This is a genomic window from Sphingomonas flavida, from assembly GCF_036663655.1.
Lineage (GTDB): Bacteria > Pseudomonadota > Alphaproteobacteria > Sphingomonadales > Sphingomonadaceae > Sphingomonas.
In genome coordinates this window covers 81,456-97,574 of record NZ_JAXOJH010000002.1, presented here as the reverse complement: position 1 = coordinate 97,574, position 16,119 = coordinate 81,456, and the positions used below count along the sequence as shown (strand labels likewise).

Sequence of the window (16,119 nt, the reverse complement as noted above, 5' to 3'; positions counted from 1 at the left end):
CAGCGAAGCTGGTGGAGGGGTGTCACCCTATCGAGAGCAGGACACCCCTCCGTCAGGCCTAACGGCCTGCCACCTCCCCTTGCAGGGGAGGAAGGGATTTTACCGCAACCCCAGCATCTTGTGCGTCTGGAGCGTCAGCCGCCAGCGCGGGCGCTCCATCACCATGGCGATACACGCCTCGCGATTCGCCTCCGCCTGCGGGTCGTCGAGCGGCTGGAGCAGGTGATTCGCAAAATCCCAGTTCTCGACCTCGGCGGGATCGATCCCCGCCTGGGGCCAGACCAGCTTCAGTTCCTGGCCCGAACGCTGGACGACGTCCGATCCGGCCTTGGGGCTGATGCACACCCAGTCGATGCGCGGATGCGCCGCGATCGTGCCGTTGCTCTCGATCGCGATGAAGAAGCCCGCCGCGTGCAGCGCATCGACCAGCGCGTCGTCGACCTGGAGCATCGGCTCACCCCCGGTCAGCACGACGAAACGCTCGTCCCGCGATCCGCCCCAGAAACCCTCGACCGCCGCGACCAGCGCGCCTGCATCGGCAAAACGCCCGCCGCCCAGGCCGTCGACTCCGACGAAATCGGTGTCGCAGAAACGGCAGATCGCGTTCGCCCGGTCCTGCTCGCGCCCCGACCACAGGTTGCACCCGGCGAAGCGCACGAACACCGCGCGCCGCCCGGCCTGCACGCCCTCACCCTGAAGGGTCAGGAACATCTCCTTGACGGCGTAGCTCACCGCCTCAGTCCTGCGGCTTGACCGCATAGGCGGTCGGATCGGGAATGCCCGCTTCCTCGAACCCCTTGGAGCGCAGGCGGCAGCTGTCGCATTCGCCACAGTGCAGCCCCTCGGGCGTCGGGTCATAGCAGGACCAGCTCAGCCCCATGTCGACGCCCAGCCGCGTGCCTTCGCGAACGATATCAGCCTTGGTCATATGCTGGAGCGGCGCGTGGATCTTGAAGGGCTGCCCCTCGACGCCCGCCTTGGTCGCGATCTCGGCCAGCCCCTCAAAGGCGGCGATGAACTCGGGGCGGCAGTCGGGATAGCCCGAATAGTCGAGCGCGTTGACCCCGATGAACAGGTCGCGCGCGCCCGCCGCCTCGGCCCAGCCCAGCGCCAGGCTGAGGAAGATCGTATTGCGGGCGGGGACATAGGTGACGGGAATGCCCGGCTGGACGCCGTCCTTGGGCACGTCGATATCGGCGGTCAGCGCGGATCCACCGAACGCGGACAGGTCGATCGGCAGGACGATGTGACGCTCGGCGCCCAGCGACTCGGCGACGCGCGCGGCGGCGGCGAGCTCGACCTTGTGCCGCTGGTTATAATCCACCGACAGCGCGAGCACGCGGTAGCCGGCGGCCTTGGCCGAAGCAGCGGAAATCATCGAGTCCAGCCCGCCCGAAACGAGCACGACCGCCATGGGAGCAGAAGATGTCATGATGGGGGCGATCGCTACGCCCATTGGCGCGCCGTTGCAATGCCGGGGTTATGGCGGGGCAAGAAACGGCGGGGCCGAAAGATCAGCCCCGCCAAGGACCTGGCCGGGCATGCTGATGACCCGGACGAGGGAGATTTCCGCTACTGAAAGCAGAAACCCGCCTTAGCAGCGGGTCGGTTAAAAAACCGGAAAAACCTGATCCGTTTCAGTTCTTCAGCTTCCAGCCCTTGCGCAGCAGCACATAGCAGAGGACGGCCATGGCGATGTCGATGCCCAGCACGACGAACCCGCCCAGCGTCACCGGCGAGTCGGCCAGGCCCAGAAAGCCGTAACGAAAGCCCGAAATGACGTAGAAGAACGGGTTGGCGTGACTGATCGCGCGGAAGGCCGGGGCCAGGCCGTCGACCGAATAGAAGGTGCCCGACAGCAGCGACAGCGGCACGACCACGAAATTGGTGACGGCCGCGGCGTGATCGAACTTCTCCGCCCAGATCGAGGTCAGCACGCCCAGCAACGCCAGGAAGATCGAACCCAGCAGGCCGAACCACAGCACCGCGAACAGCGCATGCGGCGTCACATGCACGCCCGGCCAGATCGCCATCGCCGCCCAGACGGTCACCCCGACCAGCACCGCACGCGTCACCGCCCCGCCGACCAGCGCGGCCAGCAACTCTGCGGTCGACAGCGGCGGCATGAGGTAGTCGACGATCGTGCCCTGGATCTTGCCGACCAGCAGCGAGAAGCTGGCATTCGCAAAGGCATTGTTCATCATGCCCATGACGATCAGGCCCGGCGCGATGAAATCGGCGAACGGCACCTGCGCGCCCGCGACCGGGACGGCATGGCGGCCACCCAGCGCGGTGGTGAAAATGATGAGATAAAGCAGCGTCGTGACCGACGGAGCCCAGATCGTCTGGAGCTGCACCTTGAAGAACCGGCGCACCTCCTTGATATAGAGGGTCTTGAGGCCGCCCCAGTTGATGTTCCGGATAACGGGCTCACCGGGGGCGGCACGCACCGCCGAGGGAATTTCGCCGATAGGGGGCTGGCTGCTCATCGCCATAGCGCGTAACCGTTGCCGTGGCCGCCCGCAACCCGGTACGATGATCGGCGGTTGCGATGATGAAGTAAGGAAAGGTTTCGAATGTCGTGGACCGATGAGCGGATCGATACGCTCAGGACGATGTGGGAGGCGGGACAGACCGCCAGCCAGATCGCCGAAGCACTGGGCGGGGTCAGCCGCAATGCGGTGATCGGCAAGGCGCACCGCCTGGGCCTTCAGGCGCGCCCGTCGCCGGTAAAGGCCAGCGAGCCTGCCCCCGCCGCCGAGCCGGTCGTCGCGGCGCCGCCGCCGCCCCCTCCCGCGCCGGAACCGGAGCCCGAACCGATTCGCGCCGAGCCCGAGGTCGAGGACGAACCGGAAACCGAAGTCGAAGCCGCACCGGTGCGCGAGCCGCAGCCGATCCTGCGCTCGGTCGGCCCCGGCGGCTTTGTCCGCCAGTCGCCCGGCGAGCAGCAGCCTCCGCCCTCGCCCGCCCCGCCGCGTCGCCTGGTCCCGGCCAAGCCCAGCCCCGAGATGGCGGGCAAGACCTCGCTGCTCGAGCTGAACGATCGCATCTGCAAGTGGCCGATCGGCCATCCGGGCGAGCCGGACTTCCACTTCTGCGGCGACAAGGTCAATCCGGGCTTCCCCTACTGCGTCGCGCATTGCGGCCATGCCTATCAGGCACAGCTGCCGCGCCGCGACCGCCGTCCGCCGCCGCCCCTGCCCTTCGGCGGCCCGCGCGTTCGCTGATCGGGTTCGGACGAATCGAAAAAGCCCGCCGGTTTCGCGACCGGCGGGCTTTTTCGTGGCTGGCCTAATGCCCTGGTCTTCGACGTCGCTCGGGCCGGACGGAGGGCGAGCCATGAGCCACCGCCGCCGTTCACGCCGAGCGAAGTCGGAGCGCCCGCCCCGCCGCTCTTCTCAAGCGACGGGGCGCGGCTCGCATCAGAAGCGGAACGCCGCCGTCGCGCGCAGCGAATGCCAGCGGAACTTGTCGTCCGAGCGACGGAGATCCGTACCGGCCGTGTTGGGGGCCAGCACGAACGGGTTCGTCGCGGGCGCCGAACCCTGGGTCACGCGGACGCGCGTGTCGTCGTCCTGATACTGGTGGTACATATATTCCATGCCGATCGAGAAGTTGCGCCCGATCTTCTGTTCGATACCGCCGCCGCCGAGGAAACCGAACTGGTTGCGCTTGCCGCTGAGGGCAAAGGCGTTGGCACCGTTCGAGGTCGCGAACTCACGGTTGATGCGGGCATAGCCGCCGCCGAACGTGCCGTAGAACAGCGTGTTGTTCGCCGCATAGCCCAGGCGACCACGGACCGAGGCTTCCCAGTCGATGCTGCGCGTGAAGGTGTACCAGGCCGGGGTGGTCGAGAAGGCCGAGACGCTGTCGGTGATTTCCGACTTACCGAACTCGCCGACCGCACCGTACACGATGTTGCCCGCCTGATGATCGATCCCGACGCGGCCATAATAGGCGATGCCGTCCTTGTCGTTGTCACAGCCCGTCGCGGCGTTCTGCGGCGACAGGGTGCTGCGCGCACGGCCGTTGCAAAAGCCCGGCGAGAAGGCGTTGGCACCGGTCGAGGTCGTCACCACGTCGCCGAAGCGGCCGTCGAGGTTGCGGTCGAACAGGAACCGCGAGCCAACGTCGTTGGGCTGCACGTCATAGCCGAAGCTGCCGCCGACATAGACGCCGGAGAAAGGCGCAGCGTCCTCGCCGGCATAGCTGCTGTCCTGCGCCATCGCAGGCGCGGCGATCAACGCCGAGGCCATGGCCCCCGCCATCCAGAATTTCATCATTATCACTCCCGTACCCTTGGCATAAAGGTATCGCGGTAACGGTCCGGGTCGGTGAAAATATCCCACGTTAGAATATCGGCAAAGCTTTGTTGCATTTGCGCAACGCGCCAGAGCGCTGGCGCAAGCGCCCCGCACCGCCTATAGTTCCCGTTATGTCCAATGACCTGTTCGCGGGCGGTGCCCGTCCCCAACCCGCCTATGACGCCTCCTCGATCGAGGTGCTGGAGGGGCTGGAGCCGGTGCGTCGCCGCCCGGGTATGTATATCGGCGGCACCGACGAGCGCGCGCTCCACCATCTGGCCGCCGAAGTGCTCGACAACGCCATGGACGAAGCGGTGGCGGGCCATGCCAACCGGATCGAGGTCAAGCTAGAGCCGGGCAATCGCCTGACCATCGTCGACAATGGGCGCGGCATTCCGGTCGATCCGCATCCCAAATTCCCGGACAAGTCGGCGCTGGAGGTCATCCTCTCGACGCTCCATTCGGGCGGCAAGTTCACCGGCAAGGCCTATGCGACCTCCGGCGGTCTGCACGGCGTCGGCATCTCGGTGGTCAACGCGCTGTCGTCGGACACGGTGGTCGAAGTGGCGCGCGAGCGCATCCTCTATCGCCAGCGTTTCGCGCGAGGGCAAACGCTGGGTGCGCTGGAGACGGTTGGCGCGGCCCCCAACCGGCGGGGCACCAGCGTGGCCTTCACCCCCGACACCGAGATTTTCGGGCCCGAGCTGAACTTCAAGCCCGCGCGGCTGCACAAGCTGGTCCGCTCCAAGGCCTATCTGTTCGCGGGCGTCGAGATACGCTGGCACTGCGCGCCCGAGCTGATCACCGACGACACGCCGGCGGACGCGGTCTTCCAGTTTCCCGGCGGCCTGGCCGACCATCTCAAGGAGCAGATTGGCGGCCGGGAATGCGCCACCGCCGATTTCTTCTCCGGCAACCAGGATTTCCCCGGCGAGCAGGGCCGCGTCGAATGGGCGGTTGCCTGGCCGCTCTGGAGCGACGGCAGCTATAGCTGGTATTGCAACACCATCCCGACCCCCGATGGCGGCACCCATGAACAGGGCCTGCGCCAGGCGCTCGTGCGCGGCCTGCGCGCATTCGGCGAGCTGGTGAACCAGAAAAAGGCCAAGGATATCACCGCCGACGACGTCATGGTCGGCTCCGAACTGATGCTCTCGGTCTTCATCCGCGAACCGCAATTCCAGAGCCAGACCAAGGATCGACTGACCAGCCCGGAGGCAGCGGGCCTGGTCGAAAAGGCGGTGCGCGACCATTTCGACCATTATCTGTCGGCGAACATGGATCGCGGCAAGGCGTTGCTCGGCTATGTGCTCGACCGGATGGACGAGCGGCTGCGTCGCAAGGCCGAGCGTGAGGTCAAGCGCAAGACCGCGACCTCTGCGCGCAAGCTGCGCCTGCCCGGCAAGCTGACCGACTGTTCGGCCGACAGCCCGGAAGGCACCGAGCTGTTCATCGTCGAGGGCGACTCGGCGGGCGGCTCGGCCAAGCAGGCGCGCGACCGCAAGACGCAGGCGATCCTGCCCATCCGTGGCAAGATCCTGAACGTGGCCTCGGCGACCTCGGCGAAGATCCTGCAGAACCAGGAAATCGCCGACCTGACCCTGGCCATGGGTTGCGGCACGCGCAAGGATTGCGATCCGACCCAGCTGCGCTACGAAAAGATCGTCATCATGACCGACGCCGATGTCGACGGCGCGCATATCGCCACGCTGCTGATGACCTTCTTCTTCCAGGAAATGCCCGACCTTGTCCGTCGCGGGCACCTGTATCTGGCCCAGCCGCCGCTTTATCGCCTGACGGTCGGTGCCAAGTCGCTCTACGCCCGCGACGACGCCCACCGCGCCCAGCTGGAGCGCACGGCGTTCAAGGGCAAGAAGGTCGACGTCGCCCGCTTCAAGGGCCTGGGCGAGATGAACCCCGGCCAGCTGCGCGAAACCACCATGGACCCCGCCAGCCGCAGCCTGATCCGCATCACTCTGCCCCAGGAATATGAGGAACGTGCGGGCGTGAAGGACCTGGTCGACCGGCTGATGGGCAACAACCCGGCGCACCGCTTCGCCTTCATCCAGGAAAATGCGGCGCGGCTGGACGAAGAGGTGATCGACGCTTGAGGCTGGAGACTTGCAAACAAGATTAAAGTTTGAAAGGATCTTCGCTTTCCCATCCGGCATTTCAAGTCACGCCACTCTTTCATGATGACATAGGTCGCAGGGGACTGTCCTTATGCTTTTGCTGGCTTTTACCCTTCAAGTACAATCGCCGCCTCCCCCGCCCCGCCCCGAATTGCACCCGAATCAACCGGCCGAGATGGATGCCACGGTCGTGGTGACCGGCAAAAGCTTGCCCTCTACTCGAGAAGCGCTTGAAAAGTGTCTGGCAACGAAATGTCCGTCGAAGGAGGACATCGCCAAATCGCTCGCTTATGCGGAAGTCCAGTTTATGAGCGGCGACTATAAGGGCAGTCGCAAAACATTGCTGGCTGCACGGCATCGTAACGCCAATCAGGCAAGTTCTCTCCCCTATGATGTCGCCAGACTACACCGCGCGTTGAGCCGGATCACTCGGTTGAACGGCATTGCGATCAACCCCCGCGTCAATGCGGCGGACGCGGTCTATGCCCTCCGCGCCGGCCTTCCTGCCGCCTCGCCCGCCATTTTCGCTCAACGACTGGAGGTCGGCGACGAACTGGCGCGCGAGGGACGCCTCAACGGAGCGTTACAGCATTACGACTGGGTGGCGCGAGAGGCCGGGAAGGCGGGGCTGAAAGCCTCGACCGGCATGGCCTATCTACGGTCGGCTATCTTGTTGACGGCGGTCGCGGCCGAACAGCCGCCCTACCGCAATCGTGCAATGGCGGCGGTGACGCGCATCATGAAGTTGGAGGGATCGGACATGCTGCCGTTCCGCAATGCCGCTCGTGCTCTGCAAATCCAGATTGTACCCGAGCAAGACCGGGCATCGATCGCCGCGCGGCTGGCACCTGAGATGGAATTGGGCGACGATGGACAGCAGATGCTTGTCTACGCCCCGATGATCGATACCAGCCGGATGCCCTTCGGCTCTGCCGCCGGGGAAGAGGCGCCCGCCTATGCTGATATCAGCTTTCGCGTCATGCCTGACGGCCGCGTCACCGACGTTACCCCGATAACCGTCACCCAAACAGTCCGTCCGATCTGGGTCGAGGCCATAACCAAGGCGCTGGCCGAACGCCGGTATACACCACGCCGGGCCAAGGCCGGCGACGGGGGAATGCTGCATCTGGAACGGTACAGCTTCGTATCTCCACTCATCGCCGACTCCGGTTCACGAATGCCCCGCCGTTCGCCTACCCGTGAAATTAACACGACCGATCTGACGGCTGCCATTCCTAATCGATAGGTGCCGCGGCGCATTGGCAGCGTGCATCCCCATGCGTTGACGACGGCGAGCAATAGCCCGTATGACCAGGAAGGGCGGCCACCTGTGCCGCCCTTTGCTGTTTGAAGGAGACACCCCGTGACCATCACCGCCCTGATGCCCGTCTACCCACGGTGCGGGGTGCGTCCGGTCCGAGGCGAGGGCGTCTACCTTTATGGTGAAGACGGCCAGCAATATCTGGACTTTGCTGCGGGCATCGCGGTCAACGCGCTGGGCCATGGCCACCCCAAGCTGGTCGAGGCGATCGCGAACCAGGCCGCGACGCTGATGCACGTGTCGAACCTGTACGGCAGCCCGCAAGGCGAGCATTTCGCGCAGCGGCTGGTCGATTCGACCTTTGCCGACACGGTGTTCTTCACCAATTCGGGTGCCGAAGCGGTCGAGTGCGCGATCAAGACCGCGCGCCGCTATCACTTCGCCAACGGCAATCCGCAGCGTCACACGCTGATCACGTTCAACAACGCGTTCCACGGCCGGACGCTGGGCGCGATCTCGGCGACCAACCAGCCGAAGATGCGTGACGGGTTCGAGCCGCTGCTGCCGGGCTTCGCCTATGCCCCGTTCGACGATCTGGAAGCCGCGCTGGCGCTGATCGACGAGAACACCGCCGGTTTCCTGGTCGAGCCGATCCAGGGCGAAGGCGGCCTGCGTCCGGCCAGCATGGAATTCCTCCAGGGTCTGCGCAAGGCATGCGACGAGCATGGCCTGCTGCTGGTGCTGGACGAGGTGCAGTGCGGCTATGGTCGTACCGGCAAGTTCTTCGCGCATGAGCTGTACGGCGTGAAGCCCGACATCATGGCGGTCGCCAAGGGGATCGGCGGCGGCTTCCCGCTGGGCGCGTGCTTGGCGACCGAGGAAGCCGCCAAGGGCATGGTCGCGGGCACGCACGGCTCGACCTATGGCGGCAACCCGCTGAGCATGGCCGCCGGTGAAGCGGTGCTGGACGTGATCCAGGAGCCGGGCTTCCTCGAGCATGTCGAGGCGATGGGCCAGCGCCTGCGCTCGACGCTGGAGCAGATGATCCCGAACTTCGACCATCTGTTCGAGGAAGTGCGCGGCCATGGCCTGATGCAGGGCCTGAAGATGAAGAGCGACAGCCGTCGTTTCGTGGCGCATTGCCGTGACCATCACGGGTTGCTGCTGGTCGCGGCGGGCGAGAACGTCATCCGCATCCTGCCGCCGCTGGTGATCGACGAAAGCCACATCACCGAGTTCGCGACGAAGCTGTCGGACGCCGCGCGCGTCTACGTCCCCGCCGCCGACGATTGATATCTTTGCCACCCCGGCGGCACCGTCCGCCGGGGGACGGAGTACCGACCCATGACGATCCGCCACTTCCTGAACCTCGCCGACGCCGGTCCCGAGGGTGTGACCGCCATTTTGCAGGACGCGCAAGCCCGCAAGACTGCCCGCGCCGGTTTTCCGAAGGGCCGCGTCGATGCCGACGCCCCGCTCGCCGGCCACACGCTCGCCATGGTGTTCGAGAAGAACTCGACCCGCACCCGTGTCAGCTTCGACATGGCGATCCGCCAGCTCGGCGGCACCTCGATCGTGCTCGATGCGGGCACCATGCAACTGGGTCGCGGCGAGACGATCGCCGACACCGCGCGCATCCTGTCGGGCTATACCGATGCGATCATGATCCGCACCGACGACCATGCCAAGGTCGAGGAAATGGCACATTATGCCAGCGTGCCGGTCATCAACGGCTTGACCGACCTGTCGCACCCCTGCCAGATCATGGCCGACCTGCTGACCGTGATCGAGGCGGGCAAGACCCTGTCGGGCCTGAAGGTCGCGTGGCTGGGCGACGGTAACAATGTGCTGCATTCGATCGTCGAGGCGGGCGGGCTGCTCGGCTTCGACGTGGTGGCCGCCTGCCCCGATGGCTATCATCCCGAAGCGGCCACGCTGGCGTTGGGGCAGGGCCGTGCGACCTGCACCACCGATCCGCGCGCCGCGGTCGAGGGCGCGGACATCGTCGTGACCGACACCTGGATCTCGATGGGTCAGGCTCATGCCGAGGAAAAGCTGGCGGCGATGATGCCCTATCAGGTCAATGCCGAGCTGATGGCGCTGGCCAAGCCGGATGCGAAGTTCCTCCACTGCCTCCCCGCGCACCGCGACGAGGAAGTGACCTCGGACGTGATCGACGGCCCGCAGTCGCTGATCTGGCCGGAGGCGGAGAACCGGCTCCACGCCCAGAAGTCGGTGCTGCGCTGGTGCTTCGGCCAGATCGGTTGATCGCGGCCCGCCCCATACTATCTATGGAAAGGCCGGCGGGTTCGTCGGCCTTTTCTCTTTTCCCGCCGCACCGGCATCATATCGCCCGGACGCTCTCCGGTGCGTAGAGGCACGACCATGACCGACATCACCCTGCCCGACCTCGACCGCGCGATCGCGTTCACCATCCCGCAGCAACATGCACGTGGACGGATGGTGCGGCTTGGGCCCGTGCTGGACGAGATCCTGACGTCGCATGCCTATCCGCCCGCGATCGAGCGGCTGCTGGCCGAGGCGCTGACCCTGACCGCGCTGATGGGCGCGACGCTGAAGGATACCAACGGCCAGCTGACGATCCAGACGCGCAGCGACAGCGGCGTGATCCGGCTGCTGGTCTGCGATTATCGCGGCGGCGAGTTGCGCGGCTATATCCAGTATGACGAGGACCGGCTGGCCGAGCTGCCTGCCGAACCGACGCTGTTCGCGCTGTTCGGCCAGGGCTATTTGGCGATCACCTTCGACTTGGCGGTGACGGGCGAGCGGTATCAGGGCATCGTGCCACTGGACGGCGAGACGCTGTCGGCCGCCGCCGAGAGCTATTTCACCCAGTCCGAACAGATCCCCAGCCTGCTGCGCGTCGGCATCGCCAAGGGGCCTGACGGTCGCACGGTCGCGGGCGGCCTGTTCCTGCAGCATTTGCCCGAGGGCGAGGAAGGCCGCGAGCGGCTGCACGTCAAGCTCGACCATCCCGAATGGGAGCATGTCCAGGCGCTGGGCGAGACGATGCAGGTTGAGGAACTGGCCGACGCCGCACTGCCGCTGGAGACGCTGGTGTGGCGGCTGTTTAACGAGGAGCAGAATGTCCGCGTGTCGGAATCGCCCGCCATCGTGCGGGGGTGCCGCTGCTCGGCCGAGTATATCGCCAGCGTGATCACCAAGTTCTCGATCGACGAACGGCGCGAGATGGCGGATGCCGATGGCCTGATCCAGATCGACTGTGCGTTCTGCGCGAAGAAATTCCCGGTGCCCTTCGACGCCGAACCGGTGGCCTGACCGTAAGATACTCCCCGGTACGGGGCGGACTGGACCGGTTCCTGTTCCCCGGCGAAGGCCGGGGTCCAGGTTCGGGATGTTCGAGATGGGGCGGCTCTACGCGTAGCAGGCATCGCCGCTGATCGTGTTTGCCTGTCACGTAGCGCACGCCAGCACCCCCAGCCGCTGTGCAACTGGGCCCCGGCCCGCGCCGGGGTACGCAATGTATTATGGACTACCCGCCCAGCGCCTCGACCAGCGCCTTGACCTTTTGCTGGCGCCATTGCGGCAGCGGGGCGACCAGCCAGTACCCCATGCGCGACGGCACCGCCTCACCGGTGGCGACCACCCGCCCCTCGGCCAGATCGCGTTCGGCAAGCAGTTGCGGCACGATAGCGCGGCCCAGTCCGGCGGCCACCGCGTCGATCGCCAGGCCCGCATCGGTGACGCGGACCAGCGGGGCGCCCTCCTCCGGCGCGCCCGGCCAGGCGATCAGGGGTGCGTCGCCAGAACCGCCGGGCGCGCCGATCGGGATCATGCCATCCGATTCGATCGCTTCACCCTCCAACCCGCCGGGGCCATCACCCCAGCGTATGGCAAGGTCGAGATTGGCCTCGGTAAAGTCCAGCCCCTCGTCCGATGCGATCAGCGAGAAGCGCAGATCGGGGTCCCCCGCCGCGATCGCCGCCAGGCGCGGCATCAGCCACTTCTCGGTCACGTCGCGTGGCGCAGCGATGGTCAGCGACTTGGAAGACTGGCCCGCCTGCATGGCGCGCACCGCATCCTCGAATTGCAGGAAGCCTGCGCGCAAGGGGGCAAGCCCCGCCTCCGCTTCCGGGGTCAGCTCCAGCCCGCGCGTCGTGCGGCGGAACAGGACGACGCCCAGCGTATCCTCCAGCGCGCGAATCTGCTGCCCGACCGCTGCCGGGGTCACCGCCAGCTCATCGGCGGCGCGCGTGAAGCTCAGATGGCGCGCGGCGGCGTCCAGCACGCGCAGGCCGTTGAGCGGCAGGTGCGTGCGCTTCACGATTCCACCGCCGGGGCGATCAGCGCGAAATGCGGGATGGCCGCGTCGAAGGTCACGCCGTCCGCGCCGACCATGCGATAGCTGCCCTGCATCGCGCCGCTGGTCGTCGCCAGCGGACAGCCCGACACATAGTCGTAGGACGCGCCCGGCTGGATCACCGGCTGCTCGCCGACCACGCCTTCGCCCTCGACCGAATGGCGCGCGCCGCGTCCATCGGTGATGATCCAGCGGCGGGTGAGCAACTGGACCGGCTGGTCGCCCTCATTCTCGATGCGGACATGATAGGCCCAGAACCAGCGCCCGCGCTGCGGCTCGGACTGTTCGGGCAGATAGCTGACCGACACGCGGATCGTCACCGGCCCGCTGGTCAGCGCATGGGGAAAGAGCGCCTTCACAGACCCACGACGCGCAAGGCCTGGTCGAGATCGTCGATCAGGTCGTCGGGATCTTCCAGTCCGATGTTCAGGCGCAGCATCCCCTCGCCGATGCCCATCTCGATCCGCTTCTCCTCGGCGACCCCGGCATGGGTGGTCGAGGCGGGATGCGTCATCAGCGAGCGCGAGTCGCCGATATTGTTCGAGATATCGATCAGCTCCAGCGCGTCGAGCAGGCCGTGCGCCTGTTCGCGGCCGCCATCCAGTTCCAGCGCGAAGATGCTGCCGCCCGCCTTCATCTGGCGCATGGCGAGTTCGTGCTGCGGATGGCTGGGCAGCGCGGGGCACAGGACGCGCGGCACGCGGCCCTCCAGGAAGGTCGCGACCTTCAGCGCCGATTCCGACTGGCGATGGATACGCAGGTCCAGCGTCTCCAGCCCCTTCAACACCACCCAGGCGTTGAACGCGGACAGCGTCGGGCCGGTGTTGCGGGTAAAGGGCAGCAGCGTGTTGTTGATGAAATCCTCGGTCCCGCACACCGCGCCCGCCAATACGCGACCCTGCCCGTCCATCATCTTGGTGGCGGAATAGGCGGTCACGTCCGCGCCGAAATCCATCGGCCGCTGGAGTGCAGGCGTCGCAAAGGCGTTGTCGACGACGGTGGTGATGCCACGCTCGCGCGCGATGGCGCAGATCGCCTCCAGGTCGGCGACGTCCATGGTCGGGTTGGCGGGGGTCTCGAAGAAGAAGACCTTCGTCTCGGGCTTCACCGCGTCCAGGAACGCCTGCGGGTCGCGGGCGTCGACGACCGTGGTGGCGATGCCGAACTTGGGGAGCAGCGTGTCGGTCAGCCAGCGGCACGATCCGAACGCCGCACGCCCGCCGACCAGATGGTCACCCGCCTGCAACTGGCACAGCAGCACCGCGGTCATCGCCGCCATGCCCGACGCCATGGTGCGGCACGCCTCGGCACCCTCCAGCAGGGCGATGCGCTGTTCCAGCATCTCGACGGTCGGGTTCTGCAGGCGGGAATAGGTCATCCCCTCCTGCTCGCCCGCGAACCGCGCCGCCGCATCGCCCGCCCGGTCGTAGCAATAGCCCGAGGTCAGGAAGAGTGCTTCGGAGGTTTCGCCATATTCCGACCGCGCGGTGCCGCCGCGCACGGCCTGCGTCGCGGGGCGCCATTGGGAAGTGATCGAACGGTCCTGGCCAGTCTTGCGCTTCATGCGCGTTCATTTGCCGGTCCGGGGGGCGGGGTTCAAGGATATTCCGACGCCGATGGCCAAGTGTAGCCGTTACCGTGGCGGAACGAAACAACGTGACGCCCGGTTATCGGCATCCAAACCGAACAGGGAGAATATGCATGAAGATCCGTATCGGCCTGCTGATGGCCGCCAGCCTGGTGTCGCTGTCGGCCTGTGGCGGCAAGGGGACCGACAAGCTGGCCGAAAATGTCGAGAAGGCCGCCGACAACCGCGCCGACGGCATGGAAGACCAGGCGGATGCGCTGCGCAACCAGGCCAAGATGCTCGACAAGCAGGCCGAGAAGACCCGCGACTATGCCGAGGACCGTGCCGACGCGATCAAGGCCGCCGACGTCAACGCCGCCGCCATGAGCCCGGAGCAGCGCGAGGCCGTTATCGACAATCAGGCGGCGGCGGTACGCTGATATATATCCTCCCCGGTACGGGGAGGTGGCAGCGCATAGTGCTGACGGAGGGGGGCTTCCTCATGGGATGTCCTTGGCGGCAAGCCCCCTCCACCACTGCTTCGCAGCGCTCCCCCTCCCCGTGCCAGGGAGGATTTCCAATTACTGCGCCTCGCGGTGGTTGGTGACCTTGCCATAGATCGGCTTGGCGACCGTGGTCAGCCTGTCGCTGGCATCGCCGGTCAGGTCGAAGAACAGGATGCGGTTCGCGCCCGCCTTCAGCCACGGCGCGGGCGTGTAGAGCGTGTGCACCGGCCCGATCCCCCAGAAGCGACCCAGATTATGGTCGTTCAGCCACAACTGCCCCTTATGCGCGCCGCGCATGTCGAGATAGGTGTCGTCAGGCTTGGCCACCGTCATCTCCGCCTCGTAGAAGCAGGGCCCGGTGCACGGGCTCGCCGACAGCTTCAGCCTGGCCAGATTGTCCATCGGCAGGCGGAACATCTGCCAATCGGTCAACGGCGCGCCCGCCAGCGTCACCGCCCCGGTCAGCCCGGTCTGCTCGGTGCGGATCGCGTGGGAATAATTCACCCGGCCGGTATTCTCGACCAGGATGTTGACCACTGTCGGCCGGGTGCGCGGGGGCAGATCGACCGTTTCCTGATCCAGCCGCCGGTCAAGCGTGCCGACCAGCGTCTTGTCGAGATAGACCTGCGCATAGCTGTGCATGCCCTTCAGGGTCAGCGGCCCGGCCGCGCCCGCCGGCACGGTCACGCGGTAGAGGACATAGCCGTAATTCTGGTCGAGTTCCTCGAACGTCATCGGCGCGGCCGCGCGCACCGGCGTCGGCAGATTGTCCCACAGCGACGCGCTACGCCGTACCGCCGATACCGGGAAGGTCGTCGCCACCGTCGGCGCGGGCGTGGGTGCGGCGGGCTTGCCGGTCACATCGGCGATGGCGGCAGCGATCAAATTATACTTGTAGCGTGGATTGCCCGCCTCATCGATCGGCGCGTCATAGTCATAGCTGGTCGTGTCGGGATGATAGTCCTTGCCGGTGTGCGAGTCCGCGCCGTTCATCCAGCCGAAAGTGGTGCCGCCATGCACCATGTAGAGCGAGATGGAATAGCCGCGCTTGAGCATATAGGCCATTTCCTCGGCCTCTTTCCTGCCGTCCGTCTCGTGATGCTCCTCGCCCCATTTGTCGAACCAGCCCGCCCAATATTCGCCGACCATGCGCAGGCCGTCCGGGCGATACGCCTCCAGCTTGGCGACCGAGCTTTGCGCGCCGCCCGAACCGAAATTCACGACCGACGGCAGGTTGGGCAGCGAGCCCTTGGCCAGGTCGCCGCCCTGGTTCGAGGTGAACAGGATGCCGTCGGCGAACCCGGCCCGCTTGTAGCTCGCCTCGAGTCCGCGCAAATACGCCTGGTCGTCGCCGAACGCGCCATATTCGTTTTCCAACTGCACCGCGACGATCGGCCCGCCATTCTTCAGCAGCAGCGGCTTGACCTCCTGCCCCAGCCGCATCAGCCAGCGATCGACCGCGGCGGTATATTGGGGATCGGTCGAGCGCAGGACGAGCTTGCGATCCTTGAGCAGCCAGGACGGATAGCCGCCCAACTCCCACTCGGCACAGACATAGGGGCCGGGGCGCAGGATCACGTCCAGCCCCTCGGCCTGCGCATCGCGGATGAAGGCGACGATGTCGTTCTGGCCACTGAAATCATAAGTGCCGGGACGCGGCTCATGCGCGTTCCAGAAGGCATAGGTGGTGATGGTGTTCAGCCCCATCGCCTTGGCCTTGCGCAGCCGGTCGCGCCAATAGGCACGGGGGATGCGGACATAGTGCATCTCGCCCGAGATCACCTGATGCGGCTGGCCATTGCGCAGGAAGCCCTTGCCCTGCACCGAGAAGGTCCGGGGCGGCCCGTCATTGGCAAGCGGGCTTTGCGCCGACAGCGGCGACAGCGCCGAAGCCGCCAGAATTCCACACAAGATCGATCGAACCGCTCGCGTCACGTCACTCTCCCGTCATTCGGACATGGCGGGACGAGATGTCTGACGATCATTGCCCGCCCTTGCCCTTTTGCC

15 protein-coding genes are annotated in these 16,119 nt (G+C 66.2%); 7 read left to right on the top strand and 8 right to left on the bottom strand.

The features are described from left to right. Positions 1 to 99 precede the first annotated feature (99 nt). The 3 genes from queE to U1703_RS02605 form a co-directional block, all read right to left on the bottom strand. Positions 100 to 732, bottom strand: a complete 633-nt coding sequence (queE, locus tag U1703_RS02615) for a 7-carboxy-7-deazaguanine synthase (RefSeq protein WP_332784473.1) — start codon at positions 730 to 732, stop codon at positions 100 to 102. Positions 733 to 736: 4 nt separating this feature from the next. Next, on the bottom strand, positions 737 to 1,432 hold the full coding sequence (queC, locus tag U1703_RS02610) for a 7-cyano-7-deazaguanine synthase QueC (RefSeq protein WP_320451824.1): 696 nt from the start codon (positions 1,430 to 1,432) through the stop codon (positions 737 to 739). 205 nt (positions 1,433 to 1,637) lie between these two features. After that, positions 1,638 to 2,489 carry an ABC transporter permease gene (locus tag U1703_RS02605; protein ID WP_320451823.1) on the bottom strand — a complete coding sequence of 284 codons (852 nt, stop codon included), beginning with the start codon at positions 2,487 to 2,489 and terminating at the stop codon, positions 1,638 to 1,640. 87 nt (positions 2,490 to 2,576) lie between these two features. Here U1703_RS02605 and U1703_RS02600 point away from each other — a divergent pair, with 87 nt between their 5' ends. Continuing rightward, entirely contained in the window at positions 2,577 to 3,227 is a 651-nt protein-coding gene (locus U1703_RS02600) for a GcrA family cell cycle regulator (protein ID WP_332784472.1), read from the top strand. A 195-nt stretch (positions 3,228 to 3,422) separates the two neighbouring features. On the opposite strand, the gene U1703_RS02595 is transcribed toward U1703_RS02600, so the two are convergent. Next, positions 3,423 to 4,283 carry an outer membrane protein gene (locus tag U1703_RS02595; protein ID WP_332784471.1) on the bottom strand — a complete coding sequence of 287 codons (861 nt, stop codon included), beginning with the start codon at positions 4,281 to 4,283 and terminating at the stop codon, positions 3,423 to 3,425. A gap of 152 nt (positions 4,284 to 4,435) precedes the next feature. Here U1703_RS02595 and parE point away from each other — a divergent pair, with 152 nt between their 5' ends. From parE to hslO, 5 genes are all read left to right on the top strand, one after another. Beyond that, the gene (gene parE, locus U1703_RS02590; RefSeq protein ID WP_332784470.1) at positions 4,436 to 6,415 is read left to right on the top strand and encodes a DNA topoisomerase IV subunit B; all 1,980 of its coding nucleotides are present in this window, start codon (positions 4,436 to 4,438) and stop codon (positions 6,413 to 6,415) included. A gap of 112 nt (positions 6,416 to 6,527) precedes the next feature. Further along, the gene (locus U1703_RS02585; protein ID WP_332784469.1) at positions 6,528 to 7,682 is read left to right on the top strand and encodes a hypothetical protein; all 1,155 of its coding nucleotides are present in this window, start codon (positions 6,528 to 6,530) and stop codon (positions 7,680 to 7,682) included. Positions 7,683 to 7,799: 117 nt separating this feature from the next. Then, positions 7,800 to 8,990: an aspartate aminotransferase family protein gene (locus U1703_RS02580; RefSeq protein WP_320451818.1), complete on the top strand. Its 1,191-nt coding sequence runs from the start codon at positions 7,800 to 7,802 to the stop codon at positions 8,988 to 8,990. A gap of 51 nt (positions 8,991 to 9,041) precedes the next feature. Next, complete coding sequence (argF, locus tag U1703_RS02575; RefSeq protein WP_332784468.1) at positions 9,042 to 9,965, top strand: ornithine carbamoyltransferase; 924 nt, start codon at positions 9,042 to 9,044, stop codon at positions 9,963 to 9,965. Between the two features lie 117 nt (positions 9,966 to 10,082). Next, a complete protein-coding gene (gene hslO, locus U1703_RS02570; RefSeq protein ID WP_332784467.1) occupies positions 10,083 to 10,997 on the top strand; it encodes an Hsp33 family molecular chaperone HslO in 915 nt (304 codons plus the stop codon). Between the two features lie 214 nt (positions 10,998 to 11,211). Here the strand turns inward: hslO and U1703_RS02565 are convergent, their stop codons facing one another. From U1703_RS02565 to U1703_RS02555, 3 genes are read right to left on the bottom strand one after another with little or no spacing between them, the layout of a single operon-like run. Beyond that, complete coding sequence (locus U1703_RS02565) at positions 11,212 to 12,003, bottom strand: LysR family transcriptional regulator (protein WP_320451815.1); 792 nt, start codon at positions 12,001 to 12,003, stop codon at positions 11,212 to 11,214. Further along, a complete protein-coding gene (gene apaG, locus U1703_RS02560) occupies positions 12,000 to 12,398 on the bottom strand; it encodes a Co2+/Mg2+ efflux facilitator ApaG/CorD (protein WP_320451814.1) in 399 nt (132 codons plus the stop codon). The genes U1703_RS02565 and apaG overlap by 4 nt, the downstream gene beginning before the upstream one ends. Beyond that, a complete protein-coding gene (locus U1703_RS02555; protein WP_320451813.1) occupies positions 12,395 to 13,603 on the bottom strand; it encodes a trans-sulfuration enzyme family protein in 1,209 nt (402 codons plus the stop codon). The genes apaG and U1703_RS02555 overlap by 4 nt, the downstream gene beginning before the upstream one ends. Positions 13,604 to 13,740: 137 nt before the next feature. Here U1703_RS02555 and U1703_RS02550 point away from each other — a divergent pair, with 137 nt between their 5' ends. Continuing rightward, positions 13,741 to 14,046, top strand: coding sequence for a hypothetical protein (locus U1703_RS02550; RefSeq protein WP_320451812.1), 306 nt, complete (start codon positions 13,741 to 13,743; stop codon positions 14,044 to 14,046). A 141-nt stretch (positions 14,047 to 14,187) separates the two neighbouring features. Here U1703_RS02550 and U1703_RS02545 read toward each other — a convergent pair whose 3' ends face one another. After that, complete coding sequence (locus U1703_RS02545; RefSeq protein ID WP_332784466.1) at positions 14,188 to 16,047, bottom strand: glycoside hydrolase family 35 protein; 1,860 nt, start codon at positions 16,045 to 16,047, stop codon at positions 14,188 to 14,190. Positions 16,048 to 16,119 lie beyond the last annotated feature (72 nt).